The sequence below is a fragment of the Cupriavidus sp. C1SS-2L genome (genome assembly GCF_057073735.1).
This window is the reverse complement of record NZ_CP172708.1, coordinates 881,741-902,448: the sequence shown is the minus strand read 5'-3', so window position 1 is coordinate 902,448 and position 20,708 is coordinate 881,741. Positions and strand designations below refer to the sequence as shown.

Annotated in this window: 21 protein-coding genes; 17 read left to right on the top strand and 4 right to left on the bottom strand. The window is 65.5% G+C overall.

The features are described from left to right. Window positions 1-7: 7 nt before the first annotated feature. Window positions 8-892, bottom strand: coding sequence for a LysR substrate-binding domain-containing protein (locus ACIGJG_RS04200; RefSeq protein WP_011297027.1), 885 nt, complete (start codon window positions 890-892; stop codon window positions 8-10). Window positions 893-1,110: 218 nt separating this feature from the next. On the opposite strand from ACIGJG_RS04200, the gene ACIGJG_RS04195 reads away from it, so the two are divergent. The 8 genes from ACIGJG_RS04195 (at window position 1,111) to ACIGJG_RS04160 (ending at window position 10,308) form a co-directional block, all read left to right on the top strand. Continuing rightward, window positions 1,111-2,088, top strand: a complete 978-nt coding sequence (locus ACIGJG_RS04195; RefSeq protein WP_483672801.1) for a Bug family tripartite tricarboxylate transporter substrate binding protein — start codon at window positions 1,111-1,113, stop codon at window positions 2,086-2,088. Window positions 2,089-2,144: 56 nt separating this feature from the next. After that, entirely contained in the window at window positions 2,145-3,770 is a 1,626-nt protein-coding gene (gene ggt / locus ACIGJG_RS04190) for a gamma-glutamyltransferase (RefSeq protein ID WP_011297025.1), read from the top strand. Between the two features lie 261 nt (window positions 3,771-4,031). Then, on the top strand, window positions 4,032-4,580 hold the full coding sequence (locus ACIGJG_RS04185; RefSeq protein WP_011297024.1) for a fimbrial protein: 549 nt from the start codon (window positions 4,032-4,034) through the stop codon (window positions 4,578-4,580). A 72-nt stretch (window positions 4,581-4,652) separates the two neighbouring features. Beyond that, window positions 4,653-5,408, top strand: coding sequence for a fimbria/pilus periplasmic chaperone (locus ACIGJG_RS04180; RefSeq protein WP_011297023.1), 756 nt, complete (start codon window positions 4,653-4,655; stop codon window positions 5,406-5,408). Between the two features lie 116 nt (window positions 5,409-5,524). Beyond that, entirely contained in the window at window positions 5,525-8,083 is a 2,559-nt protein-coding gene (locus ACIGJG_RS04175; RefSeq protein ID WP_483672800.1) for a fimbria/pilus outer membrane usher protein, read from the top strand. 89 nt (window positions 8,084-8,172) lie between these two features. Next, window positions 8,173-9,033 carry a PhzF family phenazine biosynthesis protein gene (locus ACIGJG_RS04170; protein ID WP_011297021.1) on the top strand — a complete coding sequence of 287 codons (861 nt, stop codon included), beginning with the start codon at window positions 8,173-8,175 and terminating at the stop codon, window positions 9,031-9,033. 28 nt (window positions 9,034-9,061) lie between these two features. Further along, a complete protein-coding gene (locus tag ACIGJG_RS04165; protein ID WP_011297020.1) occupies window positions 9,062-9,679 on the top strand; it encodes a pyridoxamine 5'-phosphate oxidase family protein in 618 nt (205 codons plus the stop codon). 11 nt (window positions 9,680-9,690) lie between these two features. Next, window positions 9,691-10,308: an FMN-binding negative transcriptional regulator gene (locus ACIGJG_RS04160; RefSeq protein ID WP_140949658.1), complete on the top strand. Its 618-nt coding sequence runs from the start codon at window positions 9,691-9,693 to the stop codon at window positions 10,306-10,308. Between the two features lie 7 nt (window positions 10,309-10,315). Here ACIGJG_RS04160 and ACIGJG_RS04155 read toward each other — a convergent pair whose 3' ends face one another. Continuing rightward, entirely contained in the window at window positions 10,316-11,755 is a 1,440-nt protein-coding gene (locus ACIGJG_RS04155; protein ID WP_483672799.1) for a CoA transferase, read from the bottom strand. Between the two features lie 255 nt (window positions 11,756-12,010). Here ACIGJG_RS04155 and ACIGJG_RS04150 point away from each other — a divergent pair, with 255 nt between their 5' ends. The 7 genes from ACIGJG_RS04150 (at window position 12,011) to ACIGJG_RS04120 (ending at window position 16,592) form a co-directional block, all read left to right on the top strand. Further along, complete coding sequence (locus tag ACIGJG_RS04150) at window positions 12,011-13,771, top strand: glutamine--tRNA ligase/YqeY domain fusion protein (protein WP_483673049.1); 1,761 nt, start codon at window positions 12,011-12,013, stop codon at window positions 13,769-13,771. After that, the gene (locus ACIGJG_RS04145) at window positions 13,771-14,013 is read left to right on the top strand and encodes an RNA-binding S4 domain-containing protein (RefSeq protein ID WP_011297016.1); all 243 of its coding nucleotides are present in this window, start codon (window positions 13,771-13,773) and stop codon (window positions 14,011-14,013) included. The genes ACIGJG_RS04150 and ACIGJG_RS04145 overlap by 1 nt, the downstream gene beginning before the upstream one ends. A gap of 63 nt (window positions 14,014-14,076) precedes the next feature. Next, window positions 14,077-14,463: an MAPEG family protein gene (locus tag ACIGJG_RS04140; protein WP_011297015.1), complete on the top strand. Its 387-nt coding sequence runs from the start codon at window positions 14,077-14,079 to the stop codon at window positions 14,461-14,463. Between the two features lie 12 nt (window positions 14,464-14,475). Next, window positions 14,476-15,075: a YceI family protein gene (locus ACIGJG_RS04135; protein ID WP_011297014.1), complete on the top strand. Its 600-nt coding sequence runs from the start codon at window positions 14,476-14,478 to the stop codon at window positions 15,073-15,075. A gap of 115 nt (window positions 15,076-15,190) precedes the next feature. Further along, window positions 15,191-15,499 carry a hypothetical protein gene (locus ACIGJG_RS04130; protein ID WP_011297013.1) on the top strand — a complete coding sequence of 103 codons (309 nt, stop codon included), beginning with the start codon at window positions 15,191-15,193 and terminating at the stop codon, window positions 15,497-15,499. A 125-nt stretch (window positions 15,500-15,624) separates the two neighbouring features. After that, entirely contained in the window at window positions 15,625-16,173 is a 549-nt protein-coding gene (locus tag ACIGJG_RS04125; RefSeq protein WP_011297012.1) for a YaeQ family protein, read from the top strand. 71 nt (window positions 16,174-16,244) lie between these two features. Further along, window positions 16,245-16,592 (top strand): FKBP-type peptidyl-prolyl cis-trans isomerase, encoded by a 348-nt coding sequence (locus ACIGJG_RS04120; protein WP_011297011.1) that lies wholly within the window; start codon window positions 16,245-16,247, stop codon window positions 16,590-16,592. 69 nt (window positions 16,593-16,661) lie between these two features. On the opposite strand, the gene ACIGJG_RS04115 is transcribed toward ACIGJG_RS04120, so the two are convergent. After that, window positions 16,662-16,982 (bottom strand): hypothetical protein, encoded by a 321-nt coding sequence (locus tag ACIGJG_RS04115; protein WP_011297010.1) that lies wholly within the window; start codon window positions 16,980-16,982, stop codon window positions 16,662-16,664. Between the two features lie 215 nt (window positions 16,983-17,197). On the opposite strand from ACIGJG_RS04115, the gene ACIGJG_RS04110 reads away from it, so the two are divergent. Further along, entirely contained in the window at window positions 17,198-17,980 is a 783-nt protein-coding gene (locus ACIGJG_RS04110; RefSeq protein WP_041679846.1) for a gamma-glutamylcyclotransferase, read from the top strand. A 16-nt stretch (window positions 17,981-17,996) separates the two neighbouring features. Next, window positions 17,997-18,797 carry an ankyrin repeat domain-containing protein gene (locus tag ACIGJG_RS04105; RefSeq protein WP_011297008.1) on the top strand — a complete coding sequence of 267 codons (801 nt, stop codon included), beginning with the start codon at window positions 17,997-17,999 and terminating at the stop codon, window positions 18,795-18,797. Between the two features lie 27 nt (window positions 18,798-18,824). Here the strand turns inward: ACIGJG_RS04105 and ACIGJG_RS04100 are convergent, their stop codons facing one another. Further along, a complete protein-coding gene (locus tag ACIGJG_RS04100; RefSeq protein ID WP_140951093.1) occupies window positions 18,825-20,540 on the bottom strand; it encodes a long-chain fatty acid--CoA ligase in 1,716 nt (571 codons plus the stop codon). Window positions 20,541-20,708 lie beyond the last annotated feature (168 nt).

The window sequence follows — 20,708 nt, the reverse complement described above, 5'->3', positions numbered from 1 at the left end:
TGGACGCTCAGCCGCCAAACAACTCCGCGCAGGCCGTCCGGATGGCGCCGGTCACATGGCCCCTGCCGTGATCGCGCCGCTCGAGCATGCCGATGGTCCGCATCACCGGCTCGCCATTGACGTGCAACGGCAGGATGCGCAACGCCGCATCATCGCGCCAGCGCGCGCGTGGCAGCAATGGCACCACGGTCACGCCGACCTCCTGCCGCACGAGCTCGACGAGCGCCTCAATCGAATTCAGCTCCAGGAACTCGTTGACACGCAGATGCGCGCGCCGCAGCGCGCGCTCCACCAGCACGCCCGTACGCTGGCTGCGATCGAAGCGCAGGTAGGGATTGCACGCCAGCGCTTCGCGGACGTCCTGCCCGGCACTGCCCTGGGCCGCGATGGCCACCAGGGGTTCCTGGTAGAGGGTCGTCCAGCGCAGCGTGCCTGGCAAGCGTGTGGTGCCCTCGACCAGGATGGCGGCATCTAGGTCGCCCGACTCCACCATCGCCGCGAGTTCGATCGACTTTGCGCCGACCAGCCGCACCTCCAATGCGGGATACGCGCGCTTCATGCGGGCCACGACGTGTGACAGGCCGCCCATTACAGACACCACCGCACCCACGGCGACAGCGCCCGCCATCGCTTCAGGCTGCGCGGCAGGCAGGCGCATTTCGTCATACAACGCCAGCAGACGGCGCGCCTGCGGCAGCAACTCCCGGCCATCGGCGTTCAGCACCGCGACACGGCCGTTGCGATCGAACAATTCGCGGCGCAGTTCGGTTTCGAGCGAACGCATCTGCAGGCTCACCGCTGCCTGCGTCAGCGCCACGTGGCCGGCGGCCGCCGCAAACGATCCGTGCTCGGCCACGGCGACAAGGGTTCGTAAGAATCGGATTGTGCTCATTGGGACACCGGTCGACGCGTGAATGGCTTTGCAACGCGCTGACGAAAAACCGCGCGATCCACAAGAAAAACTTATGCCAAGGAAAAGAAATATTAGCTTTCTTTGTGATAACCGGCGCGGAATAATAATAATGCGCAGGCACCCGTGAAGCCGCACGCATCCGGATGCCGGCCCTGACGCAATCCCGCTTACCCGATTCCCCGATTCCGGAGATCCGAATGAAACCCTGGCTGCGCCTGCTCGGCCTCGGCCTTGCCTCTGGCCTTTGCCTGGCCGCCACGCCGGCCCTGGCCGACAACTACCCCAGCAAGCCGATCCGCCTGATCGTGCCGTTCCCGGCCAGCGGCGCCACAGACCTGCTTGCCCGCGCCATTGCGCAGAAGGTGGGAACCAGCATCGGCCAGCAGATCGTGGTGGACAACAGGCCCGGCGCCGGCGGCGCCATCGGCTCGGACATGGCGGCCAAGGCCGCGCCGGACGGTTACACGTTGCTGATCGCCACGACCAGTACGCATTCGATCGGGCCGTATATCAACGCGCGGCTGCCGTACAACACCGAGACCGACTTCACGCCGGTTGGCCAGGTCGCCATCGCCACCAACGTGCTGGTCGTGCCCAACAGCCTGCCCGTCAAGAACGTGCGCGAGCTGATCGACTACGCGAAGAAGCACCCGGGCGAACTCAACTACGCGTCCAGCGGCAACGGCACCGTCGTGCACCTGACCACCGAGGCCTTCAAGGCGCAGGCCGGCGTGTTCATCACGCACATCCCGTACCGCGGTACGGCGCTCGCGGTGCCGGACCTGATCTCCGGCAAGGTGCAGGTACTGTTCGACAGCATCGTGTCCGGCCTGCCACACGTGAAGGACGGCAAGCTCAAGGCGCTGGCCGTGACGAGCCTCAAGCGCTCGCCGCTCGCACCGGAAATTCCGACGGCCAGCGAATCGGGCCTGCCGGGCTTCGAGTCCGACACGTGGTTCGGTATCTACGGCCCGAAAGGAATGCCGGCCGACATCGTCAACCGGCTCAACGCCGAATTCAACAAGGCCATCCAGTCGCAGGACGTGAAGGATCGGCTGGCCAAGCTGGGCGCGGAGCCGGTCGGCGGCACGCCGGCACAGTTCGCGGCGATGGTGAAGAAGGACAGCGCCCGCTGGGGCAAGCTCATCAAGGATCGCAAGATCACGGCAGAATAACGCGATGCCGCAGCCGGCCCGCATCGGGCCGGCTGCCGGTGACAACGGACAAGACCATGCAGAACTTCAACTGGACCAACCCCTACCCCTCCGTGCGCATCCCGCTGTTTGCGCGCAACGTGGTGTCGACATCGCATCCGCTCGCCGCACAGGCCGGCCTGCGCATGCTGCTCAAAGGCGGCAATGCCGTCGACGCGGCGATCGCAGCCGCGGCGACGATCACCCTAGTCGAGCCCGTGTCCTGCGGGCTGGGCAGCGATGCCTTCGCCATCCTGTGGGACGGCAAGGAACTGCACGGCCTGAACTCCTCCGGCGTGGCGCCGGCCGCGTGGAATCCCGAGTACTTCAAGAACAAGTACGGCACCGATGCCAACGGGCTGGCGAACCGCCCGGTCCGCGGGTGGGACTCTGTCACCGTCCCCGGCGTGGTAGCGGGCTGGGCCGCGCTCCACGAACGTTTCGGCAAGCTGCCGTTCGCCGACCTGATGGAACCGGCGATCGAGATCGCTGAACGTGGCTACGCCGTGCCGCCCGTGGTCGCGCACAAGTGGGCCGCGGCCGTGCCGGAACTGAAGAACCAGCCGGGCTTTGCCGATACATTCATGCCCAACGGCCGCGCACCGCTGGTGGGCGAGAAATTCACGCTCAAGGCCGCTGCCGAGACGCTGCGCAAGATCGGCGAGACCGGTGGCCGCGCCTACTACGAAGGCGAGATTGCCGAGAAAATCGCCGCCTTCAGCAAGCAGAGCGGCGGCGCCATGACGCTGGACGACCTGCGCAACTACCGGCCCGACTGGGTCAAGCCGATCAGCAAGTCGTATCGTGGCTACGAACTGCACGAAATTCCGCCGAACGGGCAAGGCATCGCCGCGCTGATCGCGCTGGGCATTCTCAACCAGTTCGACGTTGGCGCGCTGCCCGTGGATTCGGTGGATTCGCAGCACCTGCAGATCGAAGCCATGAAGCTGGCCTTTGCCGATCTTTACCGCTATGTGGCCGACCCGCGCAGCATGGAAGTCACGCCTGAGCAGATGCTCGACGACGCCTACCTGAAATCGCGCGCGAAGCTCATCGACATGCAGCGCGCCACGCATTTCAACTTCGGCATGCCTAAGGTCGGCGGCACCATCTACCTGACGGCCGCGGATGAGAACGGGATGATGATCTCGTTCATCCAGTCCAACTACATGGGCTTCGGTTCGGGCGTGGTGGTGCCGGACACCGGCATCAGCCTGCAGAACCGCGGCGTGGGCTTCTCGATGGATCCGAAGTCGGCCAACGTGGTGGCTGGCGGCAAGCGGCCGTTCCACACCATTATCCCGGCCTTCCTGACCAAAGACGGCCAGCCGGTCATGAGCTTCGGCGTGATGGGCGGCGACATGCAGCCGCAGGGCCATCTGCAGACCGTGGTGCGTATGCTCGACTACAAGCAGCAGCCGCAAGCGGCGTGCTGCGCGCCGCGCTGGAAAGTCAACCGCGACTTCACGCTGGACGTGGAAGGCACCATGGACCCGGCAACGGTCGAGGGCCTGAAGGCACGCGGCCACCAGCTCAAGTCAGTGGACGATCCGTACATGGACTTTGGCTCGGGCCAGTTCATCTGGCGTCTGTCGGACGACCCGGAACACGGCTACGTTGCCGCGAGCGACAGTCGACGCGACGGACAGGCGGTCGGCTTCTGACCACCATCCTGGCAACAAAAGAAGGGCGCTTCCCGAACGGGCAGCGCCTTTTTTGTTTGCGGCACGTCGGCGCATTCTCATAGACTGACTGCCATCGCTCAGATTAAGAAAACGGCCATTTTTCCGGTTCAGGTCGATCGATATATTTCCGCTCACTCGCTGCACGGTGCGCACACGGCAAGAGTCAACCGAAAGGAGTCAGCCAGCTTTCGCGGCAGGCTCCGGACATCGCCACAGATATTGATCGACCTCCAAACAACAATGAACCAGAAATTCCTTGGCGCGGCCATTGCGGCCATCGCTGCCGCTTCCGCTTTCTCCGCACAATCCGCGTTTGCCGCAGACGGCACCATCACCTTCAACGGCACCATCACTGCTCAGACCTGCACCATCAACGGCAACGGCACCGGGTCCAAGGACTTCACGGTCACGCTGCCCAAGGTGTCCGCTTCGACGCTGGCCACTGCTGGCCAGACCGCCGGCCGTACGCCGTTCAACATCTCGCTGAGCGACTGCACGCCCAACGCCGGCGCCGTCGCGACGTACTTCGAACCCGGCCCGACCACCGACACGGCCACCGGCCGGCTCAACCTGAATGCGGGTGGCGCCGGCAATGTGCAGATCGGCCTGTTGAACTCCGACTTCACGCCGATCAAGGCCGGCTTTGACGAAGCGTCGCAAGGCTCGAAGACTGCCGCGATCAACGCGGGCTCCGCCTTGCTGCCGTACTACGCCGAATATGTCGCAACCGGCACTGCCACTGCCGGCGCCGCAAATTCGAGCGTGATGTACACCATCGTCTATCAGTAAGCATGCAACGCCCGGGTGCGCGGCCTTTCAAGCCGCCGCACCCGCCGCCTGCATTCGCGTGTTGCCCCCATCATGAACCGATCGATCAGGAACGTCATTGGCGCCTGCGCAATGACGCTGGTACTGCTGTCCCACTCGCACGCGTCCGTCGTCATCGCCGGCACACGTGTCATCGTCCATGCAGGCGATGGGGAAGCCACCATCAAGCTCAGCAATGAAGGCAAATCCCCCGCCCTGACCCAGGCATGGCTCGACACAGGCGATGCTTCGGCACAGCCCGCCGGTATCGATGTGCCATTCACCGTCACACCACCGATCGCGCGCATCGAACCAGGGAAGGCGCAGACACTGCGCATTCACTACACCGGCGAGCCGTTGCCGGCCGACAAGGAATCGGTGTTCTGGCTCAGTGTGCTCGAAGTCCCTCCGAAGCCCGGAGCCGACGAGATCGATGCGAACAAGCTCCAGCTGGCGTTTCGGTCGCGCATCAAGCTCTTCTTCCGTCCTGCCGGCCTGCATGGCGAAGCCACCGAAGCGCCGGCACGCGTTGCATGGCGGCTTGTCAAAGCCGACCGTGGCCTCGCGCTGGAGGCCAGCAACCCGACTGCCTACCACGTCTCGTTCTCCAGCGTGGAATTGCTGGATGGTACGCACAGCGCCAGCAACGAAGCTGGCGGCATGGTGGCGCCAGGCAAATCGATGCGATTTCCGCTTGCCGGCAATGTGGATCCAGGCAAAGCCATCACCGTTCGCTACCAGGCCATCAACGACTATGGCGGCCCTATCGACGGCGAAGCTCACCCGAACCGGTCCGCCGCTGCCCGATAGCGCCTGCTCCAACCGCCGGCACATGCCGGCCTCACTGAAATTCCCTGATTCGCGCTGACGCATGCCGCTGGACGGCAGGGACGCGTGTTACCCCAATTTCCAGCGCAATACATGCCATGCAAAAAAGAACAGCGCACGCTATTCCGCCCAGCCTGCGGCCGCTCAGTGCCGTAGTCATGATGCTCGTCAGTGCCGGCGCGCTCGGTGCAAACCCCGATCCACGCCCGGCGCCTTCGTCCGCCGAAGTGGAATTCAATGACCTGTTCCTGCACCAGCCCGGCGGAAGCGCAGTCGATTTCAGCCGCTTCAACACGGGCAATGTCGTGCTGCCTGGCAACTACCGCGCGGAGCTTTACGTCAACCAGGCATGGCTCGGGCGGATGGAAGTCCGCATGGGCGAGACGGCGGGCAAGGATAGTCCGGTACTGCCTTGCTTCGATGAGCCACTGCTTGTTCGGATCGGCGCGGATGCCAACAAGCTCACGCCGGAAGCGACGGCATCCGTGCAAGATCGCGACGCTTGCGTGCCGCTGCATGCCATCATCGCTGGTGCCACCGCGAGCTTCGACAGCAGCGAACAACGGCTCGATGTCAGCGTGCCACAGGCCGCGCTGACGCGGCAGGCGCGCGGGTATGTGGATCCTCGGTACTGGAGCGACGGCGTAACCGCGGCGACGCTCCAGTACAACGGCAGCGTCTATCAGTCGCGCGCGGAAGCCCGTACGGCCACGCAAGGCTATCTGGGCCTCAATGCGGGCTTCAATGCCGGCCCCTGGCGCTTCCGACACAAGGGCAGCCTCGGCGTCGATCAGGGCAACGCGCGGTACCAGAGCATACAGACCAGCTTGCAGCGCTCGGTCGTTGCGCTGCGCAGCCAACTGGTGCTCGGCGATGCTTTCACCGACGGTACCGTCTTCGACAGCGTCGGCTTCCGTGGCGTCCAGCTCGCGAGCGACGACCGCATGCAACCGGAATCACAGCGCGGCTATGCACCGAGCGTGCGCGGCATCGCCAACAGCAACGCGCGCGTACAGGTCCGCCAAAACGGCAACCTGATCTACGAAACCACGGTCGCGGCCGGCCCGTTCGAGATCGACGACCTCTATCCGACCGGCTATGGCGGCGACCTGGAAGTCGTGGTGACCGAAGCCGACGGCAGCGTGCATGTTTCGCGTGTCCCTTATGCGGCCGCTGTCAATGCCTTGCGTCCCGGCGTCACACGCTATGGCATCACCGCAGGCCAATACCGCAATGCGGGCCTGCATGACCGTCCTGCCATGATCCAGGCCACCGTACAGCACGGCTTCACCAATATGGTGACCGGCTACGGTGGTGTCGTGGTAGCAGAAGGCTACCTCGCCGCAGCGGCTGGCGCCGCGCTCAACACGGTCTATGGTGCGTTCGGTGCTGACCTGACCCATGCGGGCACGCGCCTCACCACGCAGCCGGACCGTCATGGCTTCAGCATGCGAATCAGCTACAGCAAGCTCGTGGAGCCCACCGGCACCAACGTATCCGTCGCGGCCTATCGCTATTCGAGCAGCGGTTACCTCAGCTTTGCCGATGCGATGACCCTGCGCGAACTCGAGCACGGCGCCATGCAATCGACGATGCGCGGCATCCCGCGCAGCCAGCTCCAGCTCACCCTGAATCAACGCCTGCAGCCCGGCTACGGGTCCCTGTATCTGTCCGGGTCAGTACACGGCTACTGGAACCGCAGAGGCACCGACACGCAGTTCCAGCTCGGCTACAACAACAGCTACAAGTCGCTGAACTATGGCGTTGCGGCATCGCGCCAGTTCAGCGTGTCGAGCGGTCGCTGGGAAAGCCGCGTTATGCTCAATATCGGCATCCCGCTGGGCAAGGCCCGGCATGCGCCGTATGCCATGACCGGCATCGAGCGCGATTCGTCCGGAGCGGTGAGCCTGCAGCAGTCAATGACTGGCTCGCTCGGCGCCGACAACGCCTTCAGCTACGGCGTGAATGCCGGTTATGCCGGCGGTAGCGGCCGCCATGCTGCAAGCCTCGCGGGTAATGCGTCTTATCTGTCTCCCGTGGCTACGCTGACGGCAACTGCTGGCAAGGGCAGCAACTATTCGCAAGTGTCCGCGGGCATCTCGGGCGGCGTCGTGGCCTATGCCGGCGGCGTGGGCTTCACGCCGACGATGGGCGAGACGCTTGCCATCGTCGAAGCCGCCGACGCTGGCGGAGCCCGGCTCGCCAACGGGAGCGGGCTGCGTATCGATCGCTGGGGCCACGCGGTGGTGCCCGGACTGGTGCCGTTCTCGCGCAACCAGATCGAGATCGATCCGAAGGGCCTGCCGATGAACGTGGAGCTGGACTCCACGCTCCAGCAGGTTGCCCCGACCGCAGGCGCCGTGGTGGCGGTCCGGTTCGCGACCGCGGATCGCGGACGGCCTGCGGTCATCCGCACCAGCACGGCCGATGGCAAGTCGATTCCATTCGGCGCCGAAGTACAGGATGCTCACGGCAACAACATTGGCACCGTTGGACAAGGCAGCCGCATCGTTGCGCGCGGCCTGCGGGCCGAACGTGGCCAGTTGACCGTGCGGTGGGGCAAGACGGCGCAAGACAGCTGCCGACTCGACTATGTGCTGCCCGCCGCAGCGCGGCGCGATACGCGCATTGAGGTCATCGAGGCGCAGTGCCATTGAACTGGCCCGCCGTTTCACCAAGAAATTGTCCATGGCACCGCGGCGGCAGGTGGCTACACTGTGAAGCTACCGCGCCTCCGGATGCCGTCATGACCACCTACGCGTTTCGCCTGCTCAACGTCTTCGCCGAATCCACGTTCGGCGGCAACCCGCTGTGCGTCTTCGAGGATGCCCGCGGCATGGACGACGCCACCATGCAGGCACTGGCGCTGCAGTTCAACCTGTCCGAAACCACCTTCATCCTGCCGTCGGACCGCGCACATGCGCAGGTGCGGATCTTCACGCCCGGCTATGAAATGCGCTTCGCCGGACATCCCACGCTTGGTACCGCGCATGTGGTCCGCGACCTGGTCGCAAGCGGCGACCGACTGACGCTCGAATTCAAGGCCGGCGTGGTGCCCGTTGAGGCGAGCGGCGATGTATGGACCTTCACCGCTCCACACGCGGGCCCGCCCAAGACCGTGGCGGTCAATCTGCCCGATGCGGAAATGGCCGCGCTGCTGGGACTCGACGCGCACGATCTGCTGACCTCGCCGATGTGGGTCGATACCGGCGCGGATCAGTTGCTCGTGGCTGTCCGCACCACGGCTGCCGTGCGACGTGCGCAACCGGATACGGCGCGGCTGGCAGAGTGGCCGCAGAGCAGCCTTGGCCGCAAGACGGCCTACGTGTTCGCGTTCGACCCGACTCAGCCGGGCCGCGTGCTCGCGCGGTACTTCTTCAGCAAGCAAGGCGGTGGCGTCGCCGAAGACCCGGGCACGGGATCAGCGTGCGCCAACCTTGGCGGCTGGTTGCTTGCCAACGCCCATGCGCTGCCGGCCGAGTATGAGGTCGACCAGGGTGCCGCCGTGGATCGCCCCTGCACACTGCGACTTGCCGTTACGGCGAATGGCGCGATCCGTGTTGGCGGCCGCGTGATCGAGATCGGCCGCGGCACTGTCACGCTGTAGCGCCGGCCTTACCCTGCAAAGATCCCCCATGGACCCGCACACCATTACCACGCTTGCTGAGCTCGAAGCGTTGTATGCCAGGCCGGCTGCACCGTCGCTCGCAAAGGAAGTCGACTACCTGCACCCGCACTACCGCGCCTTTTTGGAAGCGGCGCCACTGTGCCTGCTTTCGACTGTCGGCAAGGATGCTGCGGAATGCTCGCCGCGCGGCGACGCTCCAGGCTTCGTGCAGGTGCTGGACGAACGCACGCTGCTGTTGCCCGACCGCCGCGGCAACAACCGCATCGACAGCCTGCGCAATATCGTCGCCGATCCGCGCGTGGGGCTGCTGTTCGTGATCCCCGGCATCAACGAGACGCTGCGCATCAACGGGACCGCGCGGATTTCGGTCGATCCTGCCTTCATTGCGAGGTGCGTCGTCGCAGGCAAGGCGCCCGTGTCAGTGCTGGTCATCCAGGTCGAGGCCGTGTTTTTCCAGTGCGCCCGAGCATTGCTGCGCTCGCGCCTGTGGGATGCGGATACGCAGCGCCCGCGCAGCGAACTCCCCAGCAATGGTGAAATCCTGGCGGCGTTGAGCCGCAACGCGATCGATGGCACTGCCTACGACCGCGAACTTCCCGAGCGGCTGCGCACTTCGCTCTACTAGGACTCGATTCCATGTACACGCCATCCCATTTTTCCAGCGACGATCCCGCACTGATCGATGAAGTCATGCGCCGCTATGCGTTCGCGACGCTGACTGGCAACGATGCGGATCACCGGCCGTTTGCGACGCATCTTCCGGTTGTGGCGGAGCGCGACGGGCAAACCTGGCGGATCGAAGGACACGTCGCGCGCGCGAATCCGCATTGGCGCTGGCTGGAGCAATCGCCGCAGGCGCTGCTGGTGTTCCAGGGCCCGCACGGCTATGTATCCCCGTCGCTGTACGAACAGAAGCTGTCGGTGCCGACCTGGAACTACGTCGCGGTGCATGTGTATGCCGACGTCACTACGGTGCATGACGCCGGCGAAAAGGACGCACTGCTAAAGCGCCTGATCGGCCGCAACGAGCCCGACTATGCCGAGCAGTGGCGCGGCCTGCCTGAGGACTTCCAGCAAAAAATGCTGGGGGCCATCGTCGGCCTGCGCGTGGTGCCAACGCGTGTCGAGGCGAAGTTCAAGCTGAGCCAGAACCGGCCCGCCGCCGACCGCGCGCGCATCCTGGCCGCGCAGCGCGAAGGCAACGAAACCGAGCGCGACATGGCCGACTGGATGGCGAGGCTCACAGGCGCCTGACCCCGCATCAGCCGCGCGGCAGCCACGCGGGCGCGTGCGTGCCCAGCGGCTCAGAAGGCAGCGCCCAGTGCGCCGGCGTCTCGGACAGCTGCGCGGCGTGCCGCACCACTGTCAGCATGCCGAAGCCCGACGGCAGCACCTCCAACAGGTCGGCGACGTCGTCAATCTTCTGCTCGGGTGCCTGCAGCCCATCCGGCACGCGGCCCAAACCCCGCAGCCACTGCCCGACCTGCGCCAGCGACACGCGCACAAGCCAGCTCCCGCCTTCGGTGGCGCGCCGGTGCAGCGCCGCCATGGCGCCAAACGCGAGCAGGTAACCAGCCGCATGGTCGAGTACCTGAGCCGGCAAGGGACGCGGGACATCGTCCCCGGCCGCCTGCGCTTCCGCATGGTTGAAACCCGTCGCCGTCTGCACCAGCGAATCGAACCCGCGCTTGCCTGACCACGGCCCGACATGGCCGTAGGCACTTAGCGACACATAGATGATGCCGGGCCGGGCACGCGCGGCCGCTTCAGGGCCCACGCCCAGTTCAGCCAACCCGCCGGGCCGATAGCCCTGCAGCATCACATCGGCGCCATGCAGCAACTTGTGCAGCGTGCGCTTGTCGTCGGGGTCGCGCAGGTCGAGCTCGCAGTTGCGCTTGCCGCGGCCGGTGTCGATCACCAGCGGGGCAATGGCCGGCAGGTGCGCTGCCGTGACCATCAGTACGTCGGCCCCATGCGCGGCCAGAGTCCGCCCCGCTACCGGCCCGGCGATGATCCTCGTGAAATCTAGGACGCGGACACCGGAAAGCGGCCGGCCTTCGGCCGAAGGCAGCGCTGGCAAGGGCTGCGGCGGCGCTTCGCCGATCCGCTCGAGCGTCACTGGCGGCAGCCCGCGCAGCGCCTCGGCCTGCGGATGCCGGTCCCATTCGTCGAAGCTGCGCATGGCGGCAACGACCAGGCCGGCGTCGGACGCCGTGGCCTCGAACGCTTCGGCTTCCCACTTGCCAAGCGCCGCCTGGACCGCAGCCTTGTCGTGAGCGCAGCCCAGTAGCCGCAGGACGCCATCCCGGTGGTGCGGGAAGTTGGTGTGCAGGCGAACCCAGCGGCCATCGCCGCAGCGATAGACGCCGGCGATCTTGTCCCAGAGCTCCGGGGCCGGGCCGCCATCTACGCGCAGGTAGCGCTCGCTGCGGAATTCGGTGATGGCATGGCGCATCTCCACGCCGACCTGCTGCCAGCGGCCGGTACGCTGGTGCCAAAGCGCAGCGGCGGCCAGGGCCGAGGCCGCCAGGCTGGCCTGTGCCGCGGTACCCACGGCAAAGCTGGACGGCAGCACCGGCTCGTCGCCCGTGAGGACAAGGTGATCCAGCGTTTCGGCAGGCAACCCGGCGCCCTGCCACAAGGCAGAGACAACACTGGCCGGCGCGGCGGGAACAGTAGCGGTATCGAGACTGGCAGTCATGGCGGCAAACCCCGAAAAGATGCCGGGGGGCGCGAAGCCGGCCGGCCGGTGAACGTTCGCCCTACATGCTACCCCCGGACGTCACTTTCCGTGATCCCCACCACGCCAGCCGGGTGCCGCCATGGACAAAAGCGGGCACAAATCCAACGTGCTCCTGCCGAGTGGCACCGCTGGCACGGTAAAATCATGAAATTGGCAATCCGCCACGCAACACTGAAGACCAAGCGGTCCATCCAGCCGCCAGCCGGCGCCACCATGAGCCACGACAACAAGCCTACCGACAGCACGCCCGCCTCGCCCGCAGTCTCCAACTTTCTGCGGAGCATCATTGACCAGGATCTCGCAGCCGGCACGTACGCCGGCCGCCAGGACAGCCAGGGCGAGCCGCTGCCGACCGTCATCACCCGCTTTCCGCCGGAGCCCAACGGCTACCTGCATATCGGCCATGCCAAGAGCATCTGCCTGAACTTCGGCCTCGCGCGCGACTACGGCGGCCGCTGCCACCTGCGCTTCGACGACACCAATCCGGTCAAGGAAGACACCGAATACGTCGACTCGATCATCGACGCGGTGCACTGGCTCGGCTTTTCCTGGGACAGCAAGACCCCGGGCGGCCAGCCGCACCTGCATTATGCGAGCGACTACTTCGACCAGCTGTACGCGTTTGCCGAAAAGCTGATCGAGCGCGGCGCCGCCTATGTCGACAGCCAGAGCGCGGAGCAGATCGCCGCCAACCGTGGCAATTTCTCGGAGCCGGGCAAGCCGTCGCCATTCCGCGACCGCAGCGTCGAGGAGAACCTGCAGCTGTTCCGCGATATGCGCGACGGCAAGTACAAGGACGGCGAGCACGTGCTGCGCGCGAAGATCGACATGACCGCGCCGAACATCGTGATGCGCGATCCAGTGATCTACCGTATCCGCCATGCCCATCACCACCGTACTGGCGACAAGTGGTGCATCTACCCGATGTACGACTTCACGCACTGTATTTCGGATGCGATCGAGAACATCTCGCATTCGCTGTGCACGCTCGAGTTCGAGAACAATCGCCCGCTGTACGACTGGGTGCTCGAGCATCTGCGCGACGCTGGCGTGTTCCGCGATCCGCTGCCGCACCAGTATGAATTCGCGCGCCTGAACCTGACCTACGCGATCACCAGCAAGCGCAAGCTCAAGCAACTGGTGGACGAACAGCGCGTGGACGGCTGGGACGATCCGCGCATGCCGACCATCGTCGGTATCCGCCGCCGCGGCTACACGCCGGAATCGATCCAGCTGTTCTGCGACCGCGTGGGCGTGGCCAAGGCCGACAGCTGGATCGACATGAGCACGCTCGAAGGCTCCGTGCGCGACGACCTGGACGCGCGCGCAGCGCGCGGCGTGGCCGTGCTCGACCCGCTCAAGCTGATCCTCGACAACTACCCCGAAGGCCAGACCGAGGAATGCTCGGCGCCGGTGCATCCGAAGAAGCCGGAATTGGGCAAGCGCGTGTTCCCGATCTCGCGCGAGCTGTGGATCGAACGCGAGGACTTCAACGAGACCCCGCCGAAGGGCTATTTCCGCCTGTTCCCGGGCAACAAGGTGCGCCTGAAGTACGGCTATGTGATCGAGTGCACCGGCGTGGACAAGGACGCTGACGGTAACGTCATCGCCGTGCACGCAAACTACCTGCCCGACACCAAGAGCGGCACACCGGGCGCGGACAGCGTCAAGGTCAAGGGCGTGATCCACTGGGTCAGCGCCGCCGCGGCCTACGAGTGCGAAGTGCGCCTGTACGACCGCTTGTTCAACGACCCGAACCCGGATGCCGGCGGCAAGAACTTCCTCGAAGCGCTGAACCCCGATTCGAAGAAGGTAATCACCGCCTATCTGGAGCCGAGCCTGCGTGACGCGAAGCCGGACGACCGCTTCCAGTTCGAGCGCCATGGCTACTTCGTCGCCGACCGCAACGATTCCCAGCCGGGCAAGCCGGTATTCAACCGCATCGTCGGGTTGAAAGACAGCTGGGGCAAGTGATGGCAAAGGCAGGCAAATCGAACGTGCAGGTCATCACGTTCGAGCTCGACGGCGAATTCATTGCGCTCAATGACCTGCTCAAGCTGGCCGGCATATGCGACAGCGGCGGCGCCGGCAAGGCGCTGGTCGCGGCCGGCGAAGTCTCGGTGGACGGCGAGCCCGAGTCGCGCAAGACTGCGAAAATCCGCGTCGGCCAGGTAGTCAGCCTGGCCGGCATCGACATCCGGGTGGTTGCCGCCTGATTGCCGGTGCACGGCAGCGGCGCGGCCACCGGGAAGAATGCAGCTTCACGGAAGGACGGAACGATGCCGATCGCATTCTGGTGTGTCCTGGTGGCAGGCGTCCTGCCGATCTTGACCGTGGCCATAGCCAAAGGTGGCGGCAAGGCCTTTGACAACCACGATCCGCGCGGCTGGCTGGAACGCCAGAGCGGCCGCGCGCGCCGTGCCGACATGGCACACCGGAACCATTTCGAGGCATTTCCGTTCTTTGCCGCCGCAGTCCTGTCCGCGAGCTTTCTGCAGGCTCCGCAGGCGCGCATCAACGAGCTGGCAATCGTTTTCATCCTCGCGCGCGTGCTCTACACGGTGTGCTACCTGACGGACCGCCCTACGCTGCGCTCGCTGTGCTGGACCATCGGTTACCTGTCGGCGATCGGCATTTTCCTGCTGCCGGTTTTCGTGCATAACTAGGAGCGACCAGCCATGCGTTTGCGATGCCTTGCGTGGCTGCTGGCTGCCTTGGGTGTGACGGGTGGTGGCGCGGCCGGTGCTGCGCCGGTTTCGTACACCGTCGACCCGACGCATACGACCGTCTACTTCGCCGCGAGCCATTTCGACCGCACCACGGTGCGCGGAAGGTTTGGCAAGATCGACGGGCGAATCATCTACGATCCTGCCACGGGCGCCGGCGGCATCGATTTCACCGTGGATACGGCGTCGGTGGACACCGGCAACCGAAGCCTTGACGGCGTGCTGCGTTCGGCACAATTCTTCGATGCCGCGAATTCGCCGGTGGCCAGGTTGCGGGCCGACCGCTTCGTTGTCGAAAACGGCAAGCTGGTGGCTGTCGAAGGCGAACTGACCCTGCTGAGCACGACCCGGCCGCTGCGGCTGGAAGCCGACCGCTTCAGCTGCGGCGAGATCTCGCTGTTCGGCATCCGCCGCAAGGTCTGCGGCGGTGACTTCCACGCCACTGTGACGCGCAGTGGTTTTGGCATGACCCGCTTCCTCCCTGAAGTGGGCGACAACGTGACGCTACAGATCTCGGTTGAAGCGATGCCCTCGGATTCGGTAGCCCCATGACGGCATCGGATCACCTTTGCAGTCCGATTCTTTTGTAAAATTGGTGGTTTGCTTTTCCCCAATTGCCTGCCGCGTCGCGTCCTCATCCTGCGTGCCCGGCGATGCGAGACAGACAATGATCGATATCCACTCTGGCGACATCGTGGCCGCCGCGCTGGCCGCCTCCGGGGCGTGCCTGCTGTGCGCCATCCCCGCTGATTTCCTGCGTCGCTTCCCGCTGTGGGCTGTGCGCACCTATGGCCGCGGCGCGCTGCTGCTGCCGTTCCTGGCCATGACGGTCGGCACCTGGCTGTTCCGCCTTGCGACGGCTGGCCAGATCGACAGCCCGGCCGGCAATGCCATGGTCGTGGCGGCGGCTTTCCTGAGCACCGTGCTGATGTCGGCGCTGCTGCGCTTCTATCTGAGCGAATACCGCAAGCGCTGATGTCGTGCGGCTGGCCTCTCGCCAGCCTGCTCGCGCCTGGCCCGATGCCGGCCATATGTCCGGCGGCCCGAATCACGTATGATGCGGCCTTTCGCGTCGCATGACGCGTGCCTCACGCTTTCCCCATGGCGCTCAAATCCACGATCTTCAAAGCCGAACTGTCCGTGTCCGACATGGACCGGCCCTACTATGGCAGCCATGCGCTGACCATCGCCCAGCATCCGTCCGAGAACGATGCGCGCATGATGGTGCGGCTGCTCGCCTTTGCCTGCGAAGCCAGCGAAACCCTCGCCTTCACCCGTGGCCTCGACGAGCCGGACGAGCCGGACCTGTGGGAGAAGAGCCTGACCGGCGACATCATCCACTGGGTGGAGCTCGGCCAGCCCGACGAAGCGCGGCTCAAGCGCGCGGCCGCACGCGCCGAACGCGTCACGGTCTATGCCTATAACGGCGCCAGCGCGCGCGAATGGTGGAAGGGCATGGCCGGCAAGGCCGGCAAGCTGCGCAACGTCACGGTCTACAATGTGCCGACTGACGCCGTCGACGCGCTGGCCGCGCTCGCGCAACGCGCCATGCGCCTGTCCGTGACAATCCAGGATGGCGAGATCTGGGTCAGCGACGACGACCGCAATGTGCAACTGACGCTGGATGTACTCCAGCGCGCCGCAGGCTGAGCAGGCCGGCATCGACCTGCCCCGCCCCGATCCCACCGCATTTATTTGCACCAACCGGAAGGAATAACACCATGCAAACGACCCCGTCTGGCCTGCAGTACGAAGACACCACCGTCGGCTCCGGCGCCGAAGCCGTTGCCGGCAAGCACGTGACCGTGCACTACACCGGCTGGCTGTACGAAAACGGCCAGGCCGGCCGCAAGTTCGATTCGAGCAAGGATCGCAATGACCCGTTCGTGTTCCCGCTGGGCGCCGGCCATGTCATCCGCGGCTGGGATGAAGGCGTGCAGGGCATGAAGGTTGGCGGCGTGCGCCGTCTGGTGATCCCGGCCGACCTGGGCTACGGTGCGCGCGGCGCCGGCGGCGTGATTCCGCCGAACGCCACGCTGCTGTTCGAAGTGGAATTGCTGGGCGTCTGACGCCAATGACGAAGCGGGCATTGCCCGCTTCGCTTCCGTTTCAGTCTCAGTATTGGCCGAGAAATCGGCTCAGAAGCCGATGGCGGCATTGCCGACATCGACGCGGACCTTGTCGCGGTCCAGCAGGCGCGCCGCATGGCGAGCATAATCCTGCGCCCAGGCGGTATCGCCGGTAAAGCGCGACTCCCCCGAGAATTTTGCGACGTTCAGGATCTTGTCGATCACGAGCACCTTGCCAACAGGGCTCGACGCCTGGCAATCGAGGTCGGTGTATTCCTTGTCGAACCAGCGCCACGCTGCGTCCTCCGGGATCGATGCCAGTTCGGCCTGGCTGATCGTGAATTCGAACTCCTTGCCGCCGCTGAACACCACCGTAAGCGTACGCGCCATTGCCGGTTCTCCATGGTCGGGATAATGCTGCCATTGTAAGGACAAGGTGGCAGCCAGAGCCAGTGCAGACGCGCGCTGGCGTGATCGCGGGCAAATCGTCAATTGCTGCCTGACCGTTGCCCGGCACCCACACCGTTGGCCGCCACCGACGAAATATGGCGGCCGTGCCGCTTGCGGCCCCTGCCCGTTGCCCCGCTTTGCATTATGCTGGCAGCATGGCCATCACCCGACAGGACCTCGAAACGGACCGGCTGCGCTCCTCGCTGTGCAGCACGCCGATCGCGTCCGCCCTGTTGCCCGAGCAAGCGCTCGAGCAAACGCTTCACGATGCGCTCGCCAGGCGGCCCGATGATGGCGCGCTAAACGGCGATGTCTGGGTATTCGGCTACGGCTCCCTGATCTGGAACCCGATGGTGGTGCACACCGAACGCCAGCGCGCGACCGTGCATGGCTACCATCGCGGCTTCTACCTGTACTCTCGCATCAACCGCGGCACGTGGGACAACCCGGGGCTGGTCCTGGGACTGGATCGCGGCGGCTGTTGCCACGGCATGGTGTTCCGCATTCCGAGCCATATGGTCGAACAGGAATTCCGTCTGTTGTGGCGCCGCGAGATGCTGACCGGCGCCTATCATCCGCGCTGGCTGCGCGTCCGCACCGGCAGCGACCCGGACGGGCCTGAGCAACGTGCACTCGCCTTCGTCATGAACCGCGAGCACGAAGGCTATGCCGGGCGCCTGCCCGATGCCAGCGTGGTTGAACGGTTGCGCCATGCTGTCGGACTTTACGGCCCCGCGCGCGAATACCTGCAGCAGACCCTGCTGGGCCTGGCCACCAATGGCGTTGATGATCCCTACCTCGGCCGCCTGTGGCGCCAGCTCCAGGCCCATGACGCCGCCGACGCTGCCCGCAGCCATGGCGGGCTCGCGCATCCTGCCGGGACCGATGCCAGCGACGCGCCGCTGCCCCAGCCGGCCAGCCCGCACGAGACCGTCTGAACCAGGAGCGAACGCCATGACGCGCCCCGTTCTCCGCACCCGCCGCCAGGCGCTCTCCGAGATGCTGGGATTGATGGGGTTGCTGACCTGCGGTGCGCTGCTGGCCGGCCAGGGCAACCAGACCCTGGCGGCACGGCCCTCGGGAGCATCAGCCCCGGCCGGCTCGCCACGCGGGCCGCGTGGCGACAGCACGCACGTACCGGCCCGCTCGGAAGGCATCAGCGCGCTGGACCGCAACCTGTTCACCGCCGCCTCGGCGGGCGACCTCGAACTGGTCAACCGCCTGCTCGCGGCCGGCGCGTCGGCGCAGGCGGTCGATGAGCGCGGCCGCAGTGCCCTGCTCGCCGCCGTCTATAACCGCCGCGGCGAGGTTTCGAGGACGCTGATCGTGGCCGGCGCCGACGTCAACCGCAAGGACACCGAGTCCAACAGCCCATTCCTGCTTGCGGCAGCCACGGGGCAGGTCGATGTGGTACGGCTCGCGCTGTCGCATGGGGCGGACCTGACCAGTACCGACCGCTACGACGGCACAGCGCTAATCGTTGCCAGCCAGCACGGCAATGTGGAAGTGGTGAAGCTGCTGCTGCAGAAAGGTATTGCCGTCGACCACGTCAACCAGCTCGGATGGACGGCGCTGCTGGAAGCCGTGATCCTCGGCGACGGCGGTGCGCGCTACGAAGAGATCGTGCAGTTGCTGATCGACGCAGGCGCCGATGCCAATCTTGCCGACCGCGAAGGCGTGACGCCCACGCGCCATGCGCGCGAGCGCGGCTACAAGTCGATGGTGAAGATCCTGATGCGTGCCCGCGGGCATTGACCGCAGGCACGCAGCCTGACGCCGGCGTCAGGCTGCCGCGGGCTTCTGCGCGCTCTCACTGCGCGCGTTTTCAGTCTCCTGCAGCTGACGCCACATCACCTTGCCCGTACCGGACTTGGGCAGCGCATCGACGAACTCGACCACACGCGGGTACTTGTAGGCGGCCATGTTTTCCTTGGCCCAGTCGACGATTTCCTCGGCCGTGGTCTTGCCCTTGGCGTGCGCCCGCAGCACCACTACCGCCTTGACGGTCTCGCCGCGATACGCGTCGCGCGTGCCGATGATGCATGCCTCCTGCACATCCGGATGCTTGTACAGCAGGTTCTCCACTTCGGCCGGCCACACCTTGAAACCGGACGCATTGATCATGCGCTTGAGGCGGTCGGTGATGAAGTAGTAGCCCTCTTCATCCATGCGACCGAGGTCGCCGGTACGGAAGAAGGTTTTGCCCTCGAATTCGATGAAGGCGTCGCGCGTCGCGTCTTCCTTGCCCCAGTAGCCCTTGAACACCTGCGGGCCAGACACGATGATCTCGCCGACTTCGTTGGGCGGCAGTTCCTTGAGCATAACCGGATCGATGACGCGTGCGTCGGTGTTGAAAGTCGGCACGCCCAGGCACTGCAGTTTCGGTCGGTCGGCCGGGTTGCTGTGCGTCGGCGCCATGGTCTCGGACAGCCCGTAGCCTTCCAGGTAGTTCAGCCCGAACTGGTCGCGCAACCGCTCCGCGATGGCCTGCGGCATGGCCGCGCCGCCACCGCCGATATAGCGCAGGCTGGACATGTCGAACTCCGCGAGGTTCGGGCTTGCCAGGAAATCGATCACCATCGTCGGGATGTTGGTCCAGTGCGTGACCTGGTAGCGCGAGATCAGACGGCCGGCAACTTCGCGATCCCAGCGTGGCAGCATCACGACCGTGGCGCCGCTGTAGATCGGGCCGTTCATGCCGTACTGCATGCCGGTCACATGGAACAGCGGCAGCACCGACAGGATCACCGATTCCGCACCGCTGCCTGACCACGTCGCGCCGCCCACGATGTTGTGCATCACCGAGCGGTGCGTATGGATGCAGCCCTTAGGGAAGCCAGTCGTACCGGACGTGTACGGCATCACCGCGAGATCCTCGGGGCCGGCCGTGTGCGGGCCGGGCTGCAGGCCGGCGCCGAGCGCTTCAGTCCACGGCGTGGCGCCGGCGGGCAGCGGATGCTGCGTCGTCAGCCACGACGCCGGCGCATCTTCCGGGTGTTCGTGGGTGGCCGGCAACGCATCCGAATACTGAGTTGCCAGCAGGTGCTGCAGACGATCGGCCGGCGCCAGTTCGGACTGGGCCTGCTCGACGCCCACGGCCAGGTCCGCAGTGCAGATGGCCACGCGCGCGCCGGCGTCGGTGACGTAGTGCTTGAACTCTTCGACGCGGTTCATCGGGTTGACTGGCACCACCACGGCATCCGCACGCAGGATCGCGTAGTAGCTGACGATGAACTGCGGGCAGTTCTGCATGTACAGCAGCACGCGGTCGCCCTTCTTCACGCCGGCCTTCTGCTGCAGCCAGCCCGCCAGCGCGGTCGCCTGCGCCTCCAGTTCGCGGAACGTGACAGCCTTGCCGAAATAGCGAATGGCCGCCTTGTCCGCATAGCGGTGTGCGGAGACCTCCAGGTTGTACCAGAGCGAAGTCTCGGGCAGCACGATCGAGGTCGGCACGCGCTTTGGCCAGAACTGGAAATGCGGGCGAGCGGGGTTCTGCATCGAAGAGTCTCCTGTGCGGTCTTTGGGCGACCTGTGTAAGGGTGTCAATCACTATAACCGAACGATCGTTCTATTTTCAATCGGTGACTTTCCCGAATCGTGCAATGGAATAGTGCGCCAAATGGGGGGCAATGAAGCCGCCAAGGTTGCAATTGGCGCCTTCGCCCT

Excerpts from the sequence above, each read along its gene's own strand:
- ACIGJG_RS04200 (WP_011297027.1), bottom strand. The coding sequence starts at position 892 with ATGAGCACAATCCGATTCTTACGAACCCTTGTCGCCGTGGCCGAGCAC.
- ACIGJG_RS04195 (WP_483672801.1), top strand. The coding sequence starts at position 1,111 with ATGAAACCCTGGCTGCGCCTGCTCGGCCTCGGCCTTGCCTCTGGCCTT.
- ggt (WP_011297025.1), top strand. The coding sequence starts at position 2,145 with ATGCAGAACTTCAACTGGACCAACCCCTACCCCTCCGTGCGCATCCCG.
- ACIGJG_RS04185 (WP_011297024.1), top strand. The coding sequence starts at position 4,032 with ATGAACCAGAAATTCCTTGGCGCGGCCATTGCGGCCATCGCTGCCGCT.
- ACIGJG_RS04180 (WP_011297023.1), top strand. The coding sequence starts at position 4,653 with ATGAACCGATCGATCAGGAACGTCATTGGCGCCTGCGCAATGACGCTG.
- ACIGJG_RS04175 (WP_483672800.1), top strand. The coding sequence starts at position 5,525 with ATGCAAAAAAGAACAGCGCACGCTATTCCGCCCAGCCTGCGGCCGCTC.
- ACIGJG_RS04170 (WP_011297021.1), top strand. The coding sequence starts at position 8,173 with ATGACCACCTACGCGTTTCGCCTGCTCAACGTCTTCGCCGAATCCACG.
- ACIGJG_RS04165 (WP_011297020.1), top strand. The coding sequence starts at position 9,062 with ATGGACCCGCACACCATTACCACGCTTGCTGAGCTCGAAGCGTTGTAT.
- ACIGJG_RS04160 (WP_140949658.1), top strand. The coding sequence starts at position 9,691 with ATGTACACGCCATCCCATTTTTCCAGCGACGATCCCGCACTGATCGAT.
- ACIGJG_RS04155 (WP_483672799.1), bottom strand. The coding sequence starts at position 11,755 with ATGACTGCCAGTCTCGATACCGCTACTGTTCCCGCCGCGCCGGCCAGT.
- ACIGJG_RS04150 (WP_483673049.1), top strand. The coding sequence starts at position 12,011 with ATGAGCCACGACAACAAGCCTACCGACAGCACGCCCGCCTCGCCCGCA.
- ACIGJG_RS04145 (WP_011297016.1), top strand. The coding sequence starts at position 13,771 with ATGGCAAAGGCAGGCAAATCGAACGTGCAGGTCATCACGTTCGAGCTC.
- ACIGJG_RS04140 (WP_011297015.1), top strand. The coding sequence starts at position 14,077 with ATGCCGATCGCATTCTGGTGTGTCCTGGTGGCAGGCGTCCTGCCGATC.
- ACIGJG_RS04135 (WP_011297014.1), top strand. The coding sequence starts at position 14,476 with ATGCGTTTGCGATGCCTTGCGTGGCTGCTGGCTGCCTTGGGTGTGACG.
- ACIGJG_RS04130 (WP_011297013.1), top strand. The coding sequence starts at position 15,191 with ATGATCGATATCCACTCTGGCGACATCGTGGCCGCCGCGCTGGCCGCC.
- ACIGJG_RS04125 (WP_011297012.1), top strand. The coding sequence starts at position 15,625 with ATGGCGCTCAAATCCACGATCTTCAAAGCCGAACTGTCCGTGTCCGAC.
- ACIGJG_RS04120 (WP_011297011.1), top strand. The coding sequence starts at position 16,245 with ATGCAAACGACCCCGTCTGGCCTGCAGTACGAAGACACCACCGTCGGC.
- ACIGJG_RS04115 (WP_011297010.1), bottom strand. The coding sequence starts at position 16,982 with ATGGCGCGTACGCTTACGGTGGTGTTCAGCGGCGGCAAGGAGTTCGAA.
- ACIGJG_RS04110 (WP_041679846.1), top strand. The coding sequence starts at position 17,198 with ATGGCCATCACCCGACAGGACCTCGAAACGGACCGGCTGCGCTCCTCG.
- ACIGJG_RS04105 (WP_011297008.1), top strand. The coding sequence starts at position 17,997 with ATGACGCGCCCCGTTCTCCGCACCCGCCGCCAGGCGCTCTCCGAGATG.
- ACIGJG_RS04100 (WP_140951093.1), bottom strand. The coding sequence starts at position 20,540 with ATGCAGAACCCCGCTCGCCCGCATTTCCAGTTCTGGCCAAAGCGCGTG.